Origin of the sequence: Bacillus sp. UNC437CL72CviS29, from assembly GCF_000482345.1 — a bacterium.
In the GTDB taxonomy this organism is placed as follows: Bacteria; Bacillota; Bacilli; order Bacillales; family Bacillaceae_G; genus Bacillus_A; species Bacillus_A arachidis.
Genome location: NZ_AXVB01000014.1, coordinates 45,684 through 62,061, shown reverse-complemented (window position 1 = coordinate 62,061; position 16,378 = coordinate 45,684). Strand labels below are relative to the sequence as shown.

Annotated in this window: 18 protein-coding genes; 15 read left to right on the top strand and 3 right to left on the bottom strand. The window is 34.4% G+C overall.

What is annotated here, in order from left to right:
- Positions 1-123: 123 nt before the first annotated feature.
- From M014_RS0113640 to M014_RS0113615, 6 genes are all read left to right on the top strand, one after another.
- On the top strand, positions 124-576 hold the full coding sequence (locus M014_RS0113640) for a methylated-DNA--[protein]-cysteine S-methyltransferase (RefSeq protein ID WP_026592246.1): 453 nt from the start codon (positions 124-126) through the stop codon (positions 574-576).
- Positions 577-780: 204 nt separating this feature from the next.
- A complete protein-coding gene (locus M014_RS0113635) occupies positions 781-1,725 on the top strand; it encodes a DUF2628 domain-containing protein (RefSeq protein WP_026592245.1) in 945 nt (314 codons plus the stop codon).
- A gap of 145 nt (positions 1,726-1,870) precedes the next feature.
- Positions 1,871-3,532 carry a peptide ABC transporter substrate-binding protein gene (locus M014_RS0113630; protein WP_026592244.1) on the top strand — a complete coding sequence of 554 codons (1,662 nt, stop codon included), beginning with the start codon at positions 1,871-1,873 and terminating at the stop codon, positions 3,530-3,532.
- 57 nt (positions 3,533-3,589) lie between these two features.
- Positions 3,590-4,009 carry a FosB/FosD family fosfomycin resistance bacillithiol transferase gene (gene fosB, locus M014_RS0113625; RefSeq protein WP_026592243.1) on the top strand — a complete coding sequence of 140 codons (420 nt, stop codon included), beginning with the start codon at positions 3,590-3,592 and terminating at the stop codon, positions 4,007-4,009.
- 22 nt (positions 4,010-4,031) lie between these two features.
- Entirely contained in the window at positions 4,032-4,577 is a 546-nt protein-coding gene (locus M014_RS0113620; protein ID WP_026592242.1) for a short-chain dehydrogenase, read from the top strand.
- A 15-nt stretch (positions 4,578-4,592) separates the two neighbouring features.
- The gene (locus M014_RS0113615) at positions 4,593-5,210 is read left to right on the top strand and encodes a phosphoserine phosphatase 1 (RefSeq protein WP_026592241.1); all 618 of its coding nucleotides are present in this window, start codon (positions 4,593-4,595) and stop codon (positions 5,208-5,210) included.
- A 57-nt stretch (positions 5,211-5,267) separates the two neighbouring features.
- Here the strand turns inward: M014_RS0113615 and M014_RS0113610 are convergent, their stop codons facing one another.
- Positions 5,268-5,903 (bottom strand): CotG/ExsB N-terminal domain-containing protein, encoded by a 636-nt coding sequence (locus tag M014_RS0113610; RefSeq protein ID WP_026592240.1) that lies wholly within the window; start codon positions 5,901-5,903, stop codon positions 5,268-5,270.
- 192 nt (positions 5,904-6,095) lie between these two features.
- On the opposite strand from M014_RS0113610, the gene cotH reads away from it, so the two are divergent.
- The 7 genes from cotH (at position 6,096) to M014_RS0113575 (ending at position 13,357) form a co-directional block, all read left to right on the top strand.
- The gene (gene cotH, locus M014_RS0113605) at positions 6,096-7,172 is read left to right on the top strand and encodes a spore coat protein CotH (RefSeq protein ID WP_026592239.1); all 1,077 of its coding nucleotides are present in this window, start codon (positions 6,096-6,098) and stop codon (positions 7,170-7,172) included.
- Between the two features lie 201 nt (positions 7,173-7,373).
- A complete protein-coding gene (locus tag M014_RS0113600; protein WP_026592238.1) occupies positions 7,374-7,991 on the top strand; it encodes an NUDIX hydrolase in 618 nt (205 codons plus the stop codon).
- Positions 7,992-8,181: 190 nt separating this feature from the next.
- Positions 8,182-8,784: a DedA family protein gene (locus M014_RS0113595; protein ID WP_026592237.1), complete on the top strand. Its 603-nt coding sequence runs from the start codon at positions 8,182-8,184 to the stop codon at positions 8,782-8,784.
- Between the two features lie 95 nt (positions 8,785-8,879).
- Positions 8,880-10,259 carry a putative polysaccharide biosynthesis protein gene (locus tag M014_RS0113590; protein ID WP_026592236.1) on the top strand — a complete coding sequence of 460 codons (1,380 nt, stop codon included), beginning with the start codon at positions 8,880-8,882 and terminating at the stop codon, positions 10,257-10,259.
- 184 nt (positions 10,260-10,443) lie between these two features.
- On the top strand, positions 10,444-11,385 hold the full coding sequence (locus tag M014_RS0113585) for a magnesium transporter CorA family protein (protein ID WP_026592235.1): 942 nt from the start codon (positions 10,444-10,446) through the stop codon (positions 11,383-11,385).
- Positions 11,386-11,587: 202 nt separating this feature from the next.
- Entirely contained in the window at positions 11,588-12,484 is an 897-nt protein-coding gene (locus tag M014_RS0113580) for a permease (RefSeq protein WP_026592234.1), read from the top strand.
- Between the two features lie 3 nt (positions 12,485-12,487).
- Positions 12,488-13,357, top strand: a complete 870-nt coding sequence (locus M014_RS0113575) for a TIGR03943 family putative permease subunit (protein WP_026592233.1) — start codon at positions 12,488-12,490, stop codon at positions 13,355-13,357.
- 231 nt (positions 13,358-13,588) lie between these two features.
- Here the strand turns inward: M014_RS0113575 and M014_RS28320 are convergent, their stop codons facing one another.
- Positions 13,589-13,675: a YjcZ family sporulation protein gene (locus M014_RS28320; protein WP_000505094.1), complete on the bottom strand. Its 87-nt coding sequence runs from the start codon at positions 13,673-13,675 to the stop codon at positions 13,589-13,591.
- A 160-nt stretch (positions 13,676-13,835) separates the two neighbouring features.
- On the opposite strand from M014_RS28320, the gene cls reads away from it, so the two are divergent.
- Entirely contained in the window at positions 13,836-15,020 is a 1,185-nt protein-coding gene (gene cls, locus M014_RS0113565; RefSeq protein WP_026592232.1) for a cardiolipin synthase, read from the top strand.
- A 31-nt stretch (positions 15,021-15,051) separates the two neighbouring features.
- Positions 15,052-15,534 carry a spore coat protein gene (locus M014_RS0113560; RefSeq protein ID WP_026592231.1) on the top strand — a complete coding sequence of 161 codons (483 nt, stop codon included), beginning with the start codon at positions 15,052-15,054 and terminating at the stop codon, positions 15,532-15,534.
- A 24-nt stretch (positions 15,535-15,558) separates the two neighbouring features.
- On the opposite strand, the gene M014_RS0113555 is transcribed toward M014_RS0113560, so the two are convergent.
- On the bottom strand, positions 15,559-16,344 hold the full coding sequence (locus M014_RS0113555; RefSeq protein ID WP_026592230.1) for an SDR family oxidoreductase: 786 nt from the start codon (positions 16,342-16,344) through the stop codon (positions 15,559-15,561).
- Positions 16,345-16,378: the final 34 nt, after the last annotated feature.

Below are 16,378 nucleotides of genomic sequence, written 5' to 3'. Positions count from 1 at the left end.
CCTTATTACAGTTTTCTTAATTGTATCATCATCATTTTTGTTTCCATAATAAAACGCTTATTCTCGAAAGATTGCACATTTGTGTTACAATTATTGAAATGAATCAAATTGGAGGGTAGGAGCATGTACCGAGCGTATTATGAAAGCGAAATAGGTTTGCTTGAAATTACTGCAAATGATGAAGGAATTACGTCTGTTATTTTTGTAGAGAAACGGAAAGAAGAGAATACAAGTCAAATTGTAGAACAGTGTCTCGCTGAATTAGATGAATATTTTCATCAAAAGCGAACTGAATTTACAGTACCACTATCAGCAGTCGGAACACCATTTCAAAAGAATGTTTGGGATGCACTTTATACGATTCCGTATGGAGTGAGTGCTTCCTATCTAGATATTGCAGAAAAGGTTGGTAACACAAAGGCAGTACGTGCGATTGGCGGAGCAAATAGTCGCAATCCGATTTCTATTATTGTTCCATGTCATCGTGTAATTGGAAAAAGTGGAAAGTTAGTTGGCTATGCAGGTGGACTATGGCGAAAAGAATGGTTATTACAACATGAGGGGATTTTAAAATAAGACGAAAAAATGTTCGGATGGAAATAGTAGTTTTCATTGATTAAAGGAAAAAGAATTCTATATTACGATCTAATCTGAATGGTTTCGCCTATTATTTGTGGGTGTACGATCCTGTAAAAGCCTCTTTCTTCAAATCATTAAGTTTTTAGTATGTTGGACAATAGAAGTATCAGTAGCGGACAAATCACGGAAAGAGGGATTATTTTGCATTGTATAAATTGTGGGAATCCTTGTCCTGACAGTCAGTTCAATTGTAAAGATTGTCAGCAAGTTTTACATAATAGAACAAAAGAGGAAACCTCACCAATAGAAAAAGATATGGAACAATATGTGGGAGCGCATTATCCATATTATAAAGGGAAATGGGAGAAAGAAAAAAAACGAATAGCAGGGTGGAGTTGGAATGGATGGGCGGCTATTTTCAATGTTGGATGGTTTGGCTATCGAAAGTATTACTTACCTGCTTGTTTATTTGTAATCTTATTAGTAGCTTGTAATGCATTCTCCTATTATATGGGTTTCAATGTTGCACTTCCAATCATAAATATGGTGCCGCTTACTTTTTTATTACTCATTTTAATGATGATAGGAATTGGGATATTTGCTAATGGGCTATATTATCGATTTGCTGAGCGGAAAATATATCGAATAAAGGCAAGGGGGGTAAAGGACGAAGCTGTTGAAAGTTATCTTATTCGTGATAATGGTGGAACAAGTAAAATTGGAGCGGCTATTGTTACAATTTTGACAGCGACTAGTATATTTATGAGTCACTTTTTCTTTCCCACAGATCAAGATGTCATTCAAAAAGTACGAGCAAGTTCTCTTTATGAGTATCCCTTCTTTTCTATTGGAGAATCGTTTGAACACTATTTTAAGCAACCAACCTGGGTTTATTACCGCGGGGGAGATGGATTAGAATTAGTAGAATTTCATGGATATAATAATGGTATGGCAAGACAAAAAATTGTCATTCAATTTGTTGTCGATTACAGGTTGAATGAAATTGAGCCCTATTCTCTTACGATTAACGATGAGCCACAAGATGAAAAAGAATTCTTGATAATGATGGAAGATGTGTTTCGTACGCAAGATCTTTTTGAGTTTGATGATGGATTACAAAAAGATGAAATAAAAGAGATGTTATAAGAAATGGATGTAAAAGCGGATAAAGTAGCTTTTACATTCATTTCTTTTTATTTCAGTAAAGAAAAATATTTGAAATAATCTGAATGTTTTGTATAATATTATCATATAGGCCTTATTGTATACATAAAGATTGGGGGAAGAAAGAATGAAGAAAAAAGTTTCAACGCTTGCTGCACTTGCACTATCAACAAGTATGTTTGTTGCAGGTTGCGGGAATGGGGAGAAAGCATCGACAACGAAGAAAGAAACAGGTAAGGGGATGGCCGATAAACAAGTGTTAAACTTACTAGAAACAGCAGAAATTCCTTCGATGGATACGTCAAAATCAACAGATTCCGTATCGTTCCGAGTATTCGTAAATGCAATGGAAGGTTTATATCGATTAGATAAAGATAATAAACGAACTCCAGGTATGGCAAAAGATGTGAAAATTAGTGAAGATAAGAAAACATATACTTTTGAATTACGAGATGCAAAGTGGTCGAATGGTGAGCCGGTTCGTGCGCAAGATTTTGTATATGGTTGGCAACGTGCGCTTGATAAAGAAACAGCATCTGAATATGCATTTATTTTATTTGATGTAAAAAATGCTCAAAAAGTTAATAAGGGAGAGTTGCCTCTTGATCAGCTTGGTGTAAAAGCAAAAGATGATAAAACACTAGTGGTAGAACTTGAACAACCAGCTCCATATTTTCTTGATCTTACATCATTTCCAACATTCTTCCCTTTAAATGAGAAGTTTGTAAAAAAACAAGGAGATAAATATGCACTAGAAGCTGATAAAGTTTTATACAATGGACCATTTACGTTAAGTGAATGGAAACATGAGCAAAGCTATAAATTAAAGAAAAATCCAAATTACTGGGATAAAGGTACTGTAAAACTAGAAGAAATTAATGTGGGTATCGTAAAAGAAACGAGCACAGGTGTGAACTTGTATGATAGTGATGAAGTAGATCGCGTCATTTTAACCTCAGAGTTTGTTGATAAATATAAAAAGAATAAGCCAGATGAATTCAAAACGAAACTAGATCCGCGCATGTATTTCTTACGTTTTAATCAACAAAACTCAACATTTAAAAATCAAAAAGTGCGAGAAGCGATTGATTTAGCTTATGATAAAAAAGGTATTGCAAATGTCATTTTAAATGATGGATCATTACCAGCATATTTCTTAGTACCGGAAAAATTTACAACGGGTCCGGATGGAAAAGATTTTCGTACTGTAAATAAAAATTTCCGAGATAGTAACGATAATGCGGCAAAAGCGAAAAAGTTATGGGAAGAAGCGAAAAAAGAATTGGGTCAAGATACAATTACGGTAGAATTACTAAACGATGATAATGGTAGCCGCAAAAAAGTTGGTGACTTTATTAAAGAAGAACTTGAGAAAAATTTACCTGGAATTAAAGTGAATTTGAAACAACAACCATATAAACAAAAATTAGATTTAGAGAAGAAATTACAATATGAGTTTTCGCTATCAGCATGGAGCCCTGATTATCCAGATCCAATGACATACATTGATATGTTTATTACAGGAAGTTCATTTAATGAAATGGCTTATTCAAATCCAAAGTATGATGATTTAGTTGCTAAGTCAAAAGGTGAATTGTTAAAAGACGATGCAGCACGTTGGAAAGCACTTGCAGAAGCGGAAAAAATCTTAATTGGAGAAGATACCGCAATTTCACCTGCTTATCAGCAAAGTACAGCATATTTAGAAAAAACATATGTAAAAGGAATTGCAAATCATACATTCGGTGGCGATTTTAGTTATAAATGGGCATATGTTACAAAAAAATAGTATAATAAGAGATGTGCGAATTTTTGCGCATCTCTTATTTTGTAAGGAGGTTCTATGTTGATAAACGGATTTAATCATCTTTGTTTTTCAGTTTCAAATTTAGAAAGATCGATTCAATTTTATGAAACAGTATTAGAGGGAAGGTTATTAGTAAAAGGAAAAAAACTCGCATATTTTGATGTATGTGGAATGTGGGTCGCACTCAATGAAGAAGCAGATATTGCAAGAAATGAAATTCATCAGTCATATACACATATTGCATTTTCTGTTCAACAAGAGGAATTTGATCAGCTATTAAAGCGATTAGAGGAGAATAAAGTTCATATTTTACAAGGAAGAGAACGTGATGTAAGAGATTGTCAGTCTATTTATTTTATTGATCCAGATGGACATAAGTTTGAGTTTCATTCAGGTACATTGCAGGATCGCTTACATTATTATAAGGAAGCAAAACCACATATGAAATTTTATTGTTGAAATAAAGGGGGCAGGGAAGAGCATGCATGCGCTCGTTATTGGAGGGACAGGAATGCTAAAGAAAGTGTCCGTTTGGCTCTGTAATCAAGGCTTTTATGTTTCTGTTATTGGACGAGATAGGGATAGGTTAGAAGGTGTGAAACATGCATGTAATGCTCCCGGAAATGTTACATGTATTTCTCTTGATTACCACGATAGCGACATCTTAAAACAATCTATTAAAGGTGCTATTAAACAAAATGGCCCTATCACATTAGTAATAGCTTGGATACATACAACTGCTAAAAAGGCGCTTCAAGTAATTTGTGAAGAAATTGAGTTACATTCTAAATCCTATGGTTTGTTTCATATATTAGGGAGTAGTGCTTCTCAATTGGAACGGCAAAAAATAGGAAGTTCTTCATGTGATTATCATAGAATTTTATTAGGGTTTATTTTACAAGGTGAACATTCAAGGTGGTTGACTCATGAAGAAATTGCAGAAGGGGTTATAGCAGGAATTCAGAGTAAACAAAGTGATTGTATTATAGGAACATTAGAGCCATGGGAATTACGACCAATTCATTGAGGGGGAAGGAAACGAATGAAGACGACTTTATATGTAACACGTCACGGAGAAACAGAATGGAATATAGCAAAGCGTATGCAAGGAAGAAAGAATTCGAATTTAACCGAAAAAGGAATGCTACAAGCAAAACAATTAGGGGAACGAATAAAGGATATACCACTTCATGCAATATATAGTAGTCCAAGTGGGAGAACAATGCATACGGCAGAGCTGATAAAAGGAGAGCGGAATATTCCAATTATAGCTGACGAACACTTTTATGAGATTAATATGGGAATCTGGGAAGGGCAAATGCTTGCGGATTTGGAAGCGCAGTATCCAGAGGACGTACATACGTTTTGGAATGAGCCGCATCGTTTTTGTTCGACATCAGGAGAAAATTTTAATGATGTATATAAACGGGTGATAGAAGGGGTCAACATTCTTTTAGAAAAACATAAAGGAGAAAGTATTTTAATTGTATCACACGCAGCGGCAGCAAAATTACTAGTGGGGCACTTTGCTGGTCTTTCGGTTGAAAAAGTATGGGATGATCCATTTATGCATAGTGCTAGCTTAAGTATCATTGAATTTGAAGAAAAAAAAGCTAGTGTTACACAGTTTGCCGATATAAGTCATTTTCAGCAAGTGTAAAAAGACCGCAATAGAGCGGTCTTTTTACACTTACTATTAACAATCGGGGATAAAGAATTAGCAATCGCGTTTTCTAAACCAGAAGTGATCATTTTTTTTTCTCTTTTTGCAGGATGAACGTTTATGGTGATCGCAATCATGGCAGCTTGAATGACTGTCATCATCCCATGAGTGATCGCAAGATTTTTTATCATGCTCACGGATGAATTCACATTTTTTACAGAAACATCGTTTTGTCCAGAAACATTTCTTTTCAAAACGAACGCATTTTGTAACGAACGTACATTTTCTTACACGCGTACATTTTGTAACATGAGTGCACTTTTTCACACGTGTCCGTTTTGTAACGAACGTACATTTTTTCACGCGTGTAACTTTCGTAACAAAAGTCCACTTTTGCACACGTACACGAGTACGCTTCGTAATGAACGTACATTTTTTCACACGTGTACATTTTGTAACACAAGTACATTTCTTCACACGCGTACATTTTGTAACGAACGTACATTTTTTCACACGTGTACATTTTGTTCGAGGACATTTACCACCCGTTGTATGTTTACAGTGTGTTGTACGCTTATGATGCGAAAATTTATCATCGTCGCACTCAAAAGTACTTGGGTCTTGATGTAAAAATTCCTCCATCCCTGCACTTTTGATTTCTTCAACAGCTTTTTGAATATCGCGTTTCATAGAAACCCTCCTTATCGCTAATTAAAATGAAAAGGTAACCTTTTACATTAATCATGATATGAAGAGAGAATCTCTTCTGCATGAGACAGGAGTTTAATTTTCAATGGAAATTGGCATATGACGGATATATGGACACATGGACAAAGTAATGAGCATACATTAAAGGGAGAAAAAAAGAAGGGGTGGAGAACAATGTTGCCTTCTTATGATTTTTTTATTCATCCAATGTATGTTGTTGAATTAAAGAAAGATATTTGGTCTGATAGTCCTGTTCCAGCAAAATTAACATATGAGAAAAGAAAATATGATATTGATATTGTTTACCGAGGGGCTCATATTCGGGAGCTTGAAAAAAAATCATATCATGTTATGTTTTACAAACCAAAACGATTTCAAGGTGTGAAAGAGTTTCATCTAAATTCTGAGTTTAAAGATCCGTCACTGATCCGAAATAAATTATCACTTGATTTTTTTAGCGATATTGGTGTACTTTCACCAAAATCTCAGCATGTTTTTATTAAAATTAACGGTCAAATTCAAGGTGTATATCTACAATTAGAATCTGTTGATGAAAATTTTTTGAAAAGCAGAAAATTACCGAGCGGTTCAATTTATTATGCAATTGACGATGATGCAAATTTTTCTTTAATGAGCGAGCGAGATCAGGATGTTAAGACAAATTTATCTGCAGGGTATGAGTTTAAATGTGCAAATGAACATAGTGAAGAGCAACTTAGCGAATTTGTTTATCAAGCGAATGCATTATCGCGAGAAAAATATGAAAAAGAAATTGTGAATTATCTTGATGTTGAAAAATACTTGCGATGGTTAGCAGGTGTTATTTTAACGCAAAACTTTGATGGCTTTGTTCATAATTATGCATTGTATCATAATGATGAAACGCATTTGTTTGAAGTAATACCATGGGATTATGATGCAACATGGGGGCGTGATGTAGAGGGAAGGCCACTTAACCATGAATACATTCGAATTCAAGGGTATAATACATTGAGTGCCAGAATTCTTGATATACCGGTATTTCGAAAACAGTACCGCAGTATTCTTGAAGAAATTTTGGAAGAAAAATTCACGGTTTCTTTTATAAAACCGAAAGTAGAGGGAATGTGTGAAGCGATCCGTCCGTACCTGGTTCAAGATCCCTATATGAAAGATAAAATAGACATTTTTGACCAAGAACCCGATATTATCTTTCAATATATAAACAATAGGCGTCAATATATACATGAGTATTTACATGAACTATCATAAATGAAAAAGAGATTGATACATAGTCAATCTCTTTTTCATTTATGATAAATATAATCTTTCATTTTAGATAAAAAGTATGAATGCTTAAGTCTTTATGAAAATAATTGATTCCTTTTAAATTTTATGTGAATAAGCTACGATTTGTTTAGGTGCTGTAAATAAAGTTGAAACAGTATAGTATATTTTTAAGGTGGAGGAAATATGGAAGCGAAATGGATCGATTGGGTAAAACAAATACAAGCTATTGCTCAGGCTGGTTTAACGTATTCAAAAGATGTGTATGATATTGAACGTTTCGAGCAGTTACGTGACCTCACAGTTACTATGATGTCTCATTATACGAAGACAGATTGGGAAGTGGTAGAGAAATTATTTGCCAATGAAACAGGTTATCAAACACCAAAAGTAGATATTAGGGCTGTCGTGTATCAGGATGATAAATTATTATTTGTAAAAGAAAAAAGCGATGGGAAATGGGCTTTACCAGGTGGCTGGGCAGATGTTGGCTATACGCCAACAGAAGTGGCAGCAAAAGAAGTATGGGAAGAAACGGGTTATAAAGTTGACCATTTTCGATTATTAGCAGTATTCGATAAAGAAAAACATCATTCATCACCATCCGCAACACATGTATATAAAATATTTATTGGTTGTGAAATCGTTGGGGGAGAAAAACAAACAAGTATTGAAACGGAAGCAGTGAACTTTTTTGGTGAAAAGGAAATTCCGGAGTTATCGATTGCTAGAAATACAGAGGGGCAAATTAGAGAGATGTTTGCATGTATGAAAGACAGTAATAAGCAATCCTTACTTGATTAAGAAAAAATGTGTAAAGATAAAAAATAAGAAATTTTACATGTATAACCCTCTCTTTTCTTTCTATTTGTGCCTGGTATATTTACAATGAATGGTACATATTTTGGGTAAAGAACTAGGAACTTATTGGCATGCATAAATCTTTGTGAGATAATAGGAAGGCATGTAAGAAGAAAAGGAGACAGAAAAGAAAATGTTATCGAATTTAATAGAGCAGTTATTGCAATTTTTTGCAAGTTTAGGATACTTTGGAGTAGCCTTAGGGTTAATGATTGAAATCATTCCTAGTGAGATTGTTCTCTCTTATGCTGGATTTTTAGTAGCAGACGGTAAAATCAGTTTTATTGGAGCGGTGATTGCTGGTACAATCGGTGGTACTTTAGCACAAATCTTCTTGTATTGGTTAGGGTATTACGGAGGACGTCCTGTCGTTGAAAAATATGGAAAATATTTATTGATTAACAAGCATCATTTAGATGTGGCGGAAGGCTGGTTTAATCGATATGGGGCGGGAGTAATTTTCTCAGCACGCTTTATACCAGTTGTGCGTCATGCAATTTCGATTCCAGCAGGATTAGCGAAAATGCCTTTGAAAAATTTTACACTATACACAGTAATCGCGATTATCCCATGGTCAATTTTGTTTATTTATTTAGGAGAAAAACTAGGTGGGAATTGGCGTCATATTAAAGAATATGCCGCTGACTATACGCATTACATAATTATTGGGGCAGTGTTCTTTATTGCTCTTTATTTCGGTTTAAAAATATTGAAAAAAAGAAAAACAGTTCGTTAAAGCCAATGATTTCATTGGCTTTTTTCATACCTTTCAGTTCTAAAATAAAGAAGTTGTCCATAATGTGTAGTAATAAAGCGTAGCGGGGGAATGAAATGAAGAGATCACCGTTTTTACGTGGAACATTATTTTTAACGATGGCAACGATGATATCTAAAATGCTCGGATTTATATATGTTATTCCATTTACAGCAATGGTTGGTACTAGCGGATATGTATTATATACGTATGCATATCGGCCATATACAATTATGTTAAGCATTGCAACGATGGGATTACCACTTGCTGTTTCAAAAATGGTCTCGAAATATGATCAGTTAAATGACTATCATACAGTAAAACGGGTGTTGAAAAGTGGAATATTTTTTATGATTTTTATGGGGCTAGCTTCATTTCTAGTTCTTTATATGTTAGCTCCATATCTTGCAAATCTAGTGATCGATGGAAGTGATCAAACTGGTAATAGTATGAATGCTGTTACATATAATATTCAAATTGTTAGTTTTGCACTACTGATTGTACCAGTAATGAGTTTATTACGCGGTTTTTTTCAAGGATTTCAATCTATGGGACCATCGGCTTCTAGTGTAGTTGTAGAACAGTTCTTTCGTGTATTAACAATCTTAATAGGAAGCTTTGTTGTGTTGCATATTTTGAAAGCATCTGTTTCGTTAGCGGTTGGAGTTTCAACTTTTGGTGCATTTATGGGCGCGGCAGCTGGACTAACTGTTTTGATTGGATTTTATATGAAAAGGCGGAAATACCTAAAACGGAAAGAGAAAGCCAGTATCCCGCAGACAACGAAGTCTTTTTTTGCTTTATATAAAGAGCTATTTACGTATTCAATCCCATTTGTTGCGGTTGGACTAGCGATTCCGTTGTATCAAACAATTGATACATTTACAATCAATAAACTTTTAATAGAGATAGGTTACGTGCAAATCGAAGCAGAAAAAATAAATGCGATAATTGGGCTTGTTCAAATGGTTGTACTAATTCCAGTGTCGGTTGCAACAGCCTTTAGTATGTCTCTCGTTCCTGAGATGACGAAAGCTTATATAGCTGGAAATGTACAATTATTATATAAGCATTTCACGAAAACGAATTTACTTGTTGTAGCGATTACAATTCCAGCAGCAATTGGAATGATGATATTAGCTAAACCTATATATACTTTTTTATTTGGAGTAGGAAATGATCCGAGTTTAGGAAGCGCTATTTTACAGTACTATGCACCGGCATGTATATTATTTTCATTGTTCACAGTTACTGCTGCGATGTTACAAGGCATTAATCAGCAACAAAAAACAGTTCTGGGTTTAACCCTAGGGATTATCATTAAAGTCGCATTAAATATTGTATTATTACCGTACTTTGACTACACTAGTTTTATTATCTCAACATATGCAGGCTATACTGTTTCGGTTTCATTTAACTTGTGGATGCTTTCTAAATATGTTATAAAGGCAACATAAGCTTTTGGAAAGACAGAGCAATCTCTGTCTTTTTCTATTTTAAAAGAATTTATGAAGAAAAGCGTTTTCAAATTAATTTTCTATTGAAATTTGAACGTTTGTTTCATATGCTGAAAATAGCGGTTCAAAAACTGTTGTTTAAGTGAGGTAGATTCCCACATGTAAAAAGAATCGGGGTGATAGTATGTTAAATATTTATTTAACAGACCGAAACGGAAAACTACAAGAAATAGAGGAAATTGAAAAAGGTTGCTGGATTAATGTACTTCATCCAACAGAAGAAGAAATTCAATTTTTAGTGCAAACATTGAATGTAGAATTGGATTTTATTAAAGACCCATTGGATGATGAAGAACGATCTCGTATTGAAAAAGAAGATGATAATGCATTAATTATCGTTGACATTCCTACAGTGAGGCATGATGAAGAAGGAAATTCAATATATGACACGATTCCGATTGGTATGATTGTAATGCCGGAATGTTTCGTTACAATCTGTTTGGAAGAAAATCCGATTTTCGAGCGATTTATTAATCAACGTATTAAAGAATTTTATACATTTAAAAAGACGCGTTTTGCACTGCAGCTCTTATATACGATTTCTACTTATTATTTACGATACTTAAAGCAAATTAACAGAAAAACAATTGACTTAGAACATGAATTAAATAAGTCAATGAAAAATAAAGAAATCTTCACATTATTAGGTCTTGAAAAAAGTTTAGTGTATTTTACGACATCTTTAAAAGCAAACAAAATTGTTATTCAGAAGTTAATGCGTAATAATAACTTTCTTAAAATGTATGAAGATGATCAAGATTTATTAGAAGATGTATTAATTGAAAATAAACAGGCCATTGAAATGGCCGAAATATATAGTCATATTTTAAGTGGTATGATGAATACGTTTAGCTCAGTTATTTCAAATAACTTAAACAGTGTAATGAAACTGTTGACGTCAATTACAATTATTTTATCATTACCAACAATGGTTTCGAGCTTTTTTGGAATGAATGTAGAAATTCCACTTGGTCATAGCCCACATGGTTTTATAATTGTAATGATTATATGTGCAACATTATCTTGCACTTTAGCGTTTATTTTTTGGAAGAAACGTTATTTTTAAAGATAAAGAAAGCTGCTATAGCATAGTTATTAAACTGCGCTATAGCAGCTTTTTTGTCGTAATATAACGTTTCTTATATACGATACATATATTGATGGAAAACTTTTTTTGCCATGATTTACAGATTTGAAAAGGGCTTGTTCAAATAATAAATTGAGGTTAAAATTACATATTGTTAATGAAAAAATGGAGGAAATACATCATGGAATTGTTTCAGTTACCGAAAGCATTCCTGCAAATGAATACAATCTTTATCTCAATTTTAATTGAAGCACTACCATTTGTGCTAATTGGTGTATTTATTTCAGGATTCATTCAAATGTTTGTGACAGAAGATATGGTGGCAAAATGGATGCCAAAAAATCGATTTCTGTCTGTGTTATTAGCCACTTTTCTTGGCATGATGTTTCCAGGGTGTGAGTGTGGGATCGTTCCAATTGTAAGACGTCTAATTGGTAAAGGTGTTCCGCCATACGCTGGAATCGCATTTATGTTAACGGGTCCGATTATTAATCCGGTCGTATTATTTGCAACGTATGTTGCATTCGGAAGTAGCATGCATATGGTATGGTACCGTTCGATTGTAGCTATTGTTGTAGCGATTATTGTTGGAATTATATTATCATTTATGTTTAAAGATCATCAATTACGTGATGAGCATTTCCCAGAGGTGGATCATAAGCGTCCACTGCGTAAAAAAATGTGGGATGTTTGTACACATGCGGTTGAAGAGTTTTTCTCAATGGGAAAATACTTAGTAATGGGGGCATTAATTGCCGCTGCTGTTCAAACGTTTGTACAAACTTCAACGCTACTTTCTATAGGACAAGGACCGTTCTCTTCATCAGCTGTTATGATGGGACTTGCGTATATTTTATCACTATGTTCAGAGGCGGATGCTTTTATTGCATCGTCGTTCCAAAGTACATTTTCAACAGCATCACTTGTCGCGTTCCTCGTATATGGACCGATGGTAGATATTAAAAATATGTTTATGATGCTTGCGACATTTAAAACGAAATTTGTAATTGTTGTGATAGCTACAGTTACACTCGTGGTTTATGCAAGCTCACTACTCATTTATGCGATGGGGTGGTAGGTTATGTTTAGAGCTTATATTTTACTCGGGTTTACAATTTTAATTACGCAGCTTCATATTTCAGGTAATATAACAAAGTATATAAATATGAAGTACGCCTATTTATCAAAAACAGCAGCAATTATTTTAGGGTTTTTAACACTTATTCAAATCATTGTTGTTTTCCAAAAGGAACACCAAAAGGAGAAAGATCAGCACAATTGTGGTTGTAATCATAGTCATTGTGGACATGATCATTCAAAAGATGAAAATACATGGTGGAAACGGACTTTTGCGTATACATTATTTTGTTTTCCTATTATTTCAGGACTATTCTTTCCAATTGCGACATTAGATTCGGATATAGTTAAAACAAAAGGTTTTCATTTTCCTGTTGCGCAGGCAGAAAGCACAGATCCATTTATGACAAGGCAGTTTTTAAGACCCGATACGAGTATTTATTATGGAAAAGAAGGATATCGCGGTGTAATGGAAAAAGGGAAAAAAGAATATGTAACAAAAGATAGTATCGCTTTAAAGGATGAAGATTTCTTAAAAGGAATGGAGACAATCTATAATTATCCTGGTGAGTTTACAGGGAAGAAACTTTCTTTTAAAGGATTTGTCTTCCGCGATGATTCTGCAAAAAAAGAGCAATATTTCTTATTCCGCTTTGGTATTATTCATTGTGTAGCCGATTCAGGTGTATATGGAATGTTAGTGAAAAAGCCAGATGGGGTAGAGTGGAATAATGATGATTGGATTCAAGTAGAAGGGGAAATTTCAACTGAGTTTTATCAACCATTCCACGCAAATATTCCTGTTTTAGAAGTGGAAAAGTGGAATAAAGTTGAACAGCCGAAGGAACAATATGTATTTAGAGGAGCCGATTGATTATAATCGGTTCTTTTTTACATCCAGTTCGTTTATGTTAGCTATGAATCGTTTGTGTTTGGACAGGATTGCTGTTTTACGTGCAGAGCAACGTCATATTCAAAAAAAGAAAGTAAGAAAATTGCAACGGTATTAGCTTTATAAGTAAACTAGAATGAAAAGCGGACACCTAAATTTAGGTGTCCGCTTTTATAGTTTTTTCATCTACATATCGCTCTTAAGGGTAGCTAACTAGCAAAAGCAAGCAGCACCGACGATAATTAAGAGGATAAATAAGACGACAAGTAACGCGAATCCATTCCCATGTGCGAAGCCCATTGTTATTTCCTCCTTTTATTGTAAGATACAACATACAATATGCAAATTCACTTTTGTTTGACAGGGACATATATCACGAAACTGTGGATTTTTCTTGTATGTTAACGTAAAAAAAAGGAAACATATAGGAATAACAGCTTTTGAAGAAAGGGTTTTATCCATGAAAAAATGTATAGCTATTTTGTTATGCATCATAGGGATATCTATATGGATGACTATCGATCTAGAAATGGGGAAGAAAATGAATAGTGGACTTGAAATATCAAAATTTCGATATGGGAATTTTCAATTGTATACGAACGGGGAAGATTTGAATCGAAACTTGTTTGAAGATATAAATCGTGCTGAAAAATTTGTTTATCTTCATTTTTATATTGTAGGTAAAGATAAAGTAAGTCGTGATTTCTTACAGCTATTAGAGAAGAAAGCATCGAGTGGTGTAGATGTGAAATTATCAGTAGACCGCATTGGTGGCTATAAAATTAAGAAAAAAGTGATTCAGCAGTTAAAAGAAAAGGGTGTTAAATTTACTTTTAGTAAAAAGCCTAAATTTAAAAATCTGTTTTATTCACTACATCAACGTAATCATCGCCGTATTGCAGTGATTGATGGGAAAGTTTCTTATGTCGGCGGTTTTAATATTGGAGAGGAGTATCTTGGAAAGGATCCTAAATTCGGAAGATGGCGTGATTATCAACTGCGTATTCAAGGAGAGGGAGCAGTTGATATGGAACAAAAATTTGTAGAAGATTGGTACGAGGATACTGACGAAAAGCTTTCTTTGTACGAAGGGCCACCTCAGCAAGGGAAAGCAAAGTATCAATATGTATTTTCGAATGGGAAAGGGTTATGGCAGGAATACGGTGCATTCATAAAAGAGGCTAAAAAATCATTAATTATTGCAACGCCGTATTTTGTACCAAGTAAGGAAATGATGGATGGTTTACAAGAAGCATTGCAGCGCGGAGTGGCTGTAAAGATTCTAGTTCCCTTTAAAAGCGATGCCCTATTACTAAAACAAGCTGCTTACCCCCATTTAAAAAAGATGTTAGATGCTGGTGCAGAAATCTATCAATACCACAATGGCTTTTTTCATGGAAAGGTGACAATAATTGATGGTACAAGCGCTGATGTAGGAACAGCTAATTTTGATAATCGTAGCTTTTATATTAACATGGAGTCGGATTGTTTTATATATGATAAAGCAGTTGTAGCTGAAGTGTGGGGACGATTACAAGAGGATTTTCATGACTCTAAGCGTTTGACGGATAAAGATTTTGACAAAATTAGTAGCTGGGACTGGTTTTTAGCAAAGATAGCAAATGTTCTGGCTTTCTATTTATAGGCATATATTAGAAGGAAGGGGGAGCTATATTATGAGATGTATGGAAGAATTACTACAGTGTAGTTATGAAATGATTCATATGATGGGTGAGTATATGAACAAAGTGGAAGATGAAGAGCTAGGAGATATATTAAAACAGCATTTGCCCTATATTTTGCAAGCTTACAATGAACAAGTGAACTTTCAAGAAGGTGAAAATGTACAGCATATGATTTGCGAACAACTGAGGTCTCCCCTTATACAAAATGGTATACCGATGACTAATACAAGTAAGGGTGATACCGAAATTGCTATTTCCTATATCTCGAATTTAAAAAGATTAGCACTCAGATTTGCTCAAGTTGCTGTAGAAGTTGCAAATCCGGAATTTCGATCATTTTTGGAAAACTGTTTTGTTAAAATGAATCGTTATGCTTATAGCATATGGCAATATGTTGTGAAAAAAGAATATACAATAGAAAATATATATGCAGCCGAAAGGTTTGCATGGAATGAAAAACAAGACAGTGTATGAACTGTCTTGTTTTTTTGAAAAGAATTATAAGCTTTTTACCATTCCACCATCAACAAGGAAAGATTGCCCGGTCATATATGTATTTGCATCGGATGCAAGGAATGCAGCGAACGCTGCGAACTCGCTAGGGCGACCGTATCTTCCGAGAGGGATAATTGATTCATATTGTTTTTGAACGTCTTCTACTGTAATTCCGTGCTTTTCGGCAGCTGTTTCATCGAGAGAAGCGATGCGGTCTGTAGCGATACGTCCTGGGGCAATGGTATTAATTAGAATGTTATATGGGGCAAGCTCAGATGCTAACGTTTTTGCTAAGCCTGTAATGCCGACGCGGAATGTATTCGATAATAGTAATCCGGGAATTGGCTCTTTAATAGAAGACGAAGCGATGTTAATAATTTTTCCGCCTTGTTCCTTCATATATGGGAGTACTTCACGAATCATACGTACGTAACTTAATAAATTGAGTTCAAATGAATTGTACCAATCTTCATCTGTTAATTGTTCAAATGTACCAGGCTTAGGACCGCCGGCATTGTTTACTAAAATATCAATTGTGCCAAAGTTTTGTACAGTATATTCTACCGCTTGTTTAATGCTTTCTTTATTTGTAACATCACAAACTGTATACATGGCAGTACCTTTATTAAGAGCGATCAATTCTTTTTGTAAAGATGCTAGCTTTTCTTCATTACGACTCAGTAGCATAACATTTGTACCTTCTTTTATAAGTTCTGTAGCAATCGCTTTTCCTAAACCTTGACTAGATGCGACAACTAGAGCAGTTTTTCCAGCTAATCCAAGTTCCATATATATCAACCTTTCTCTGTTATATTATTTTTAT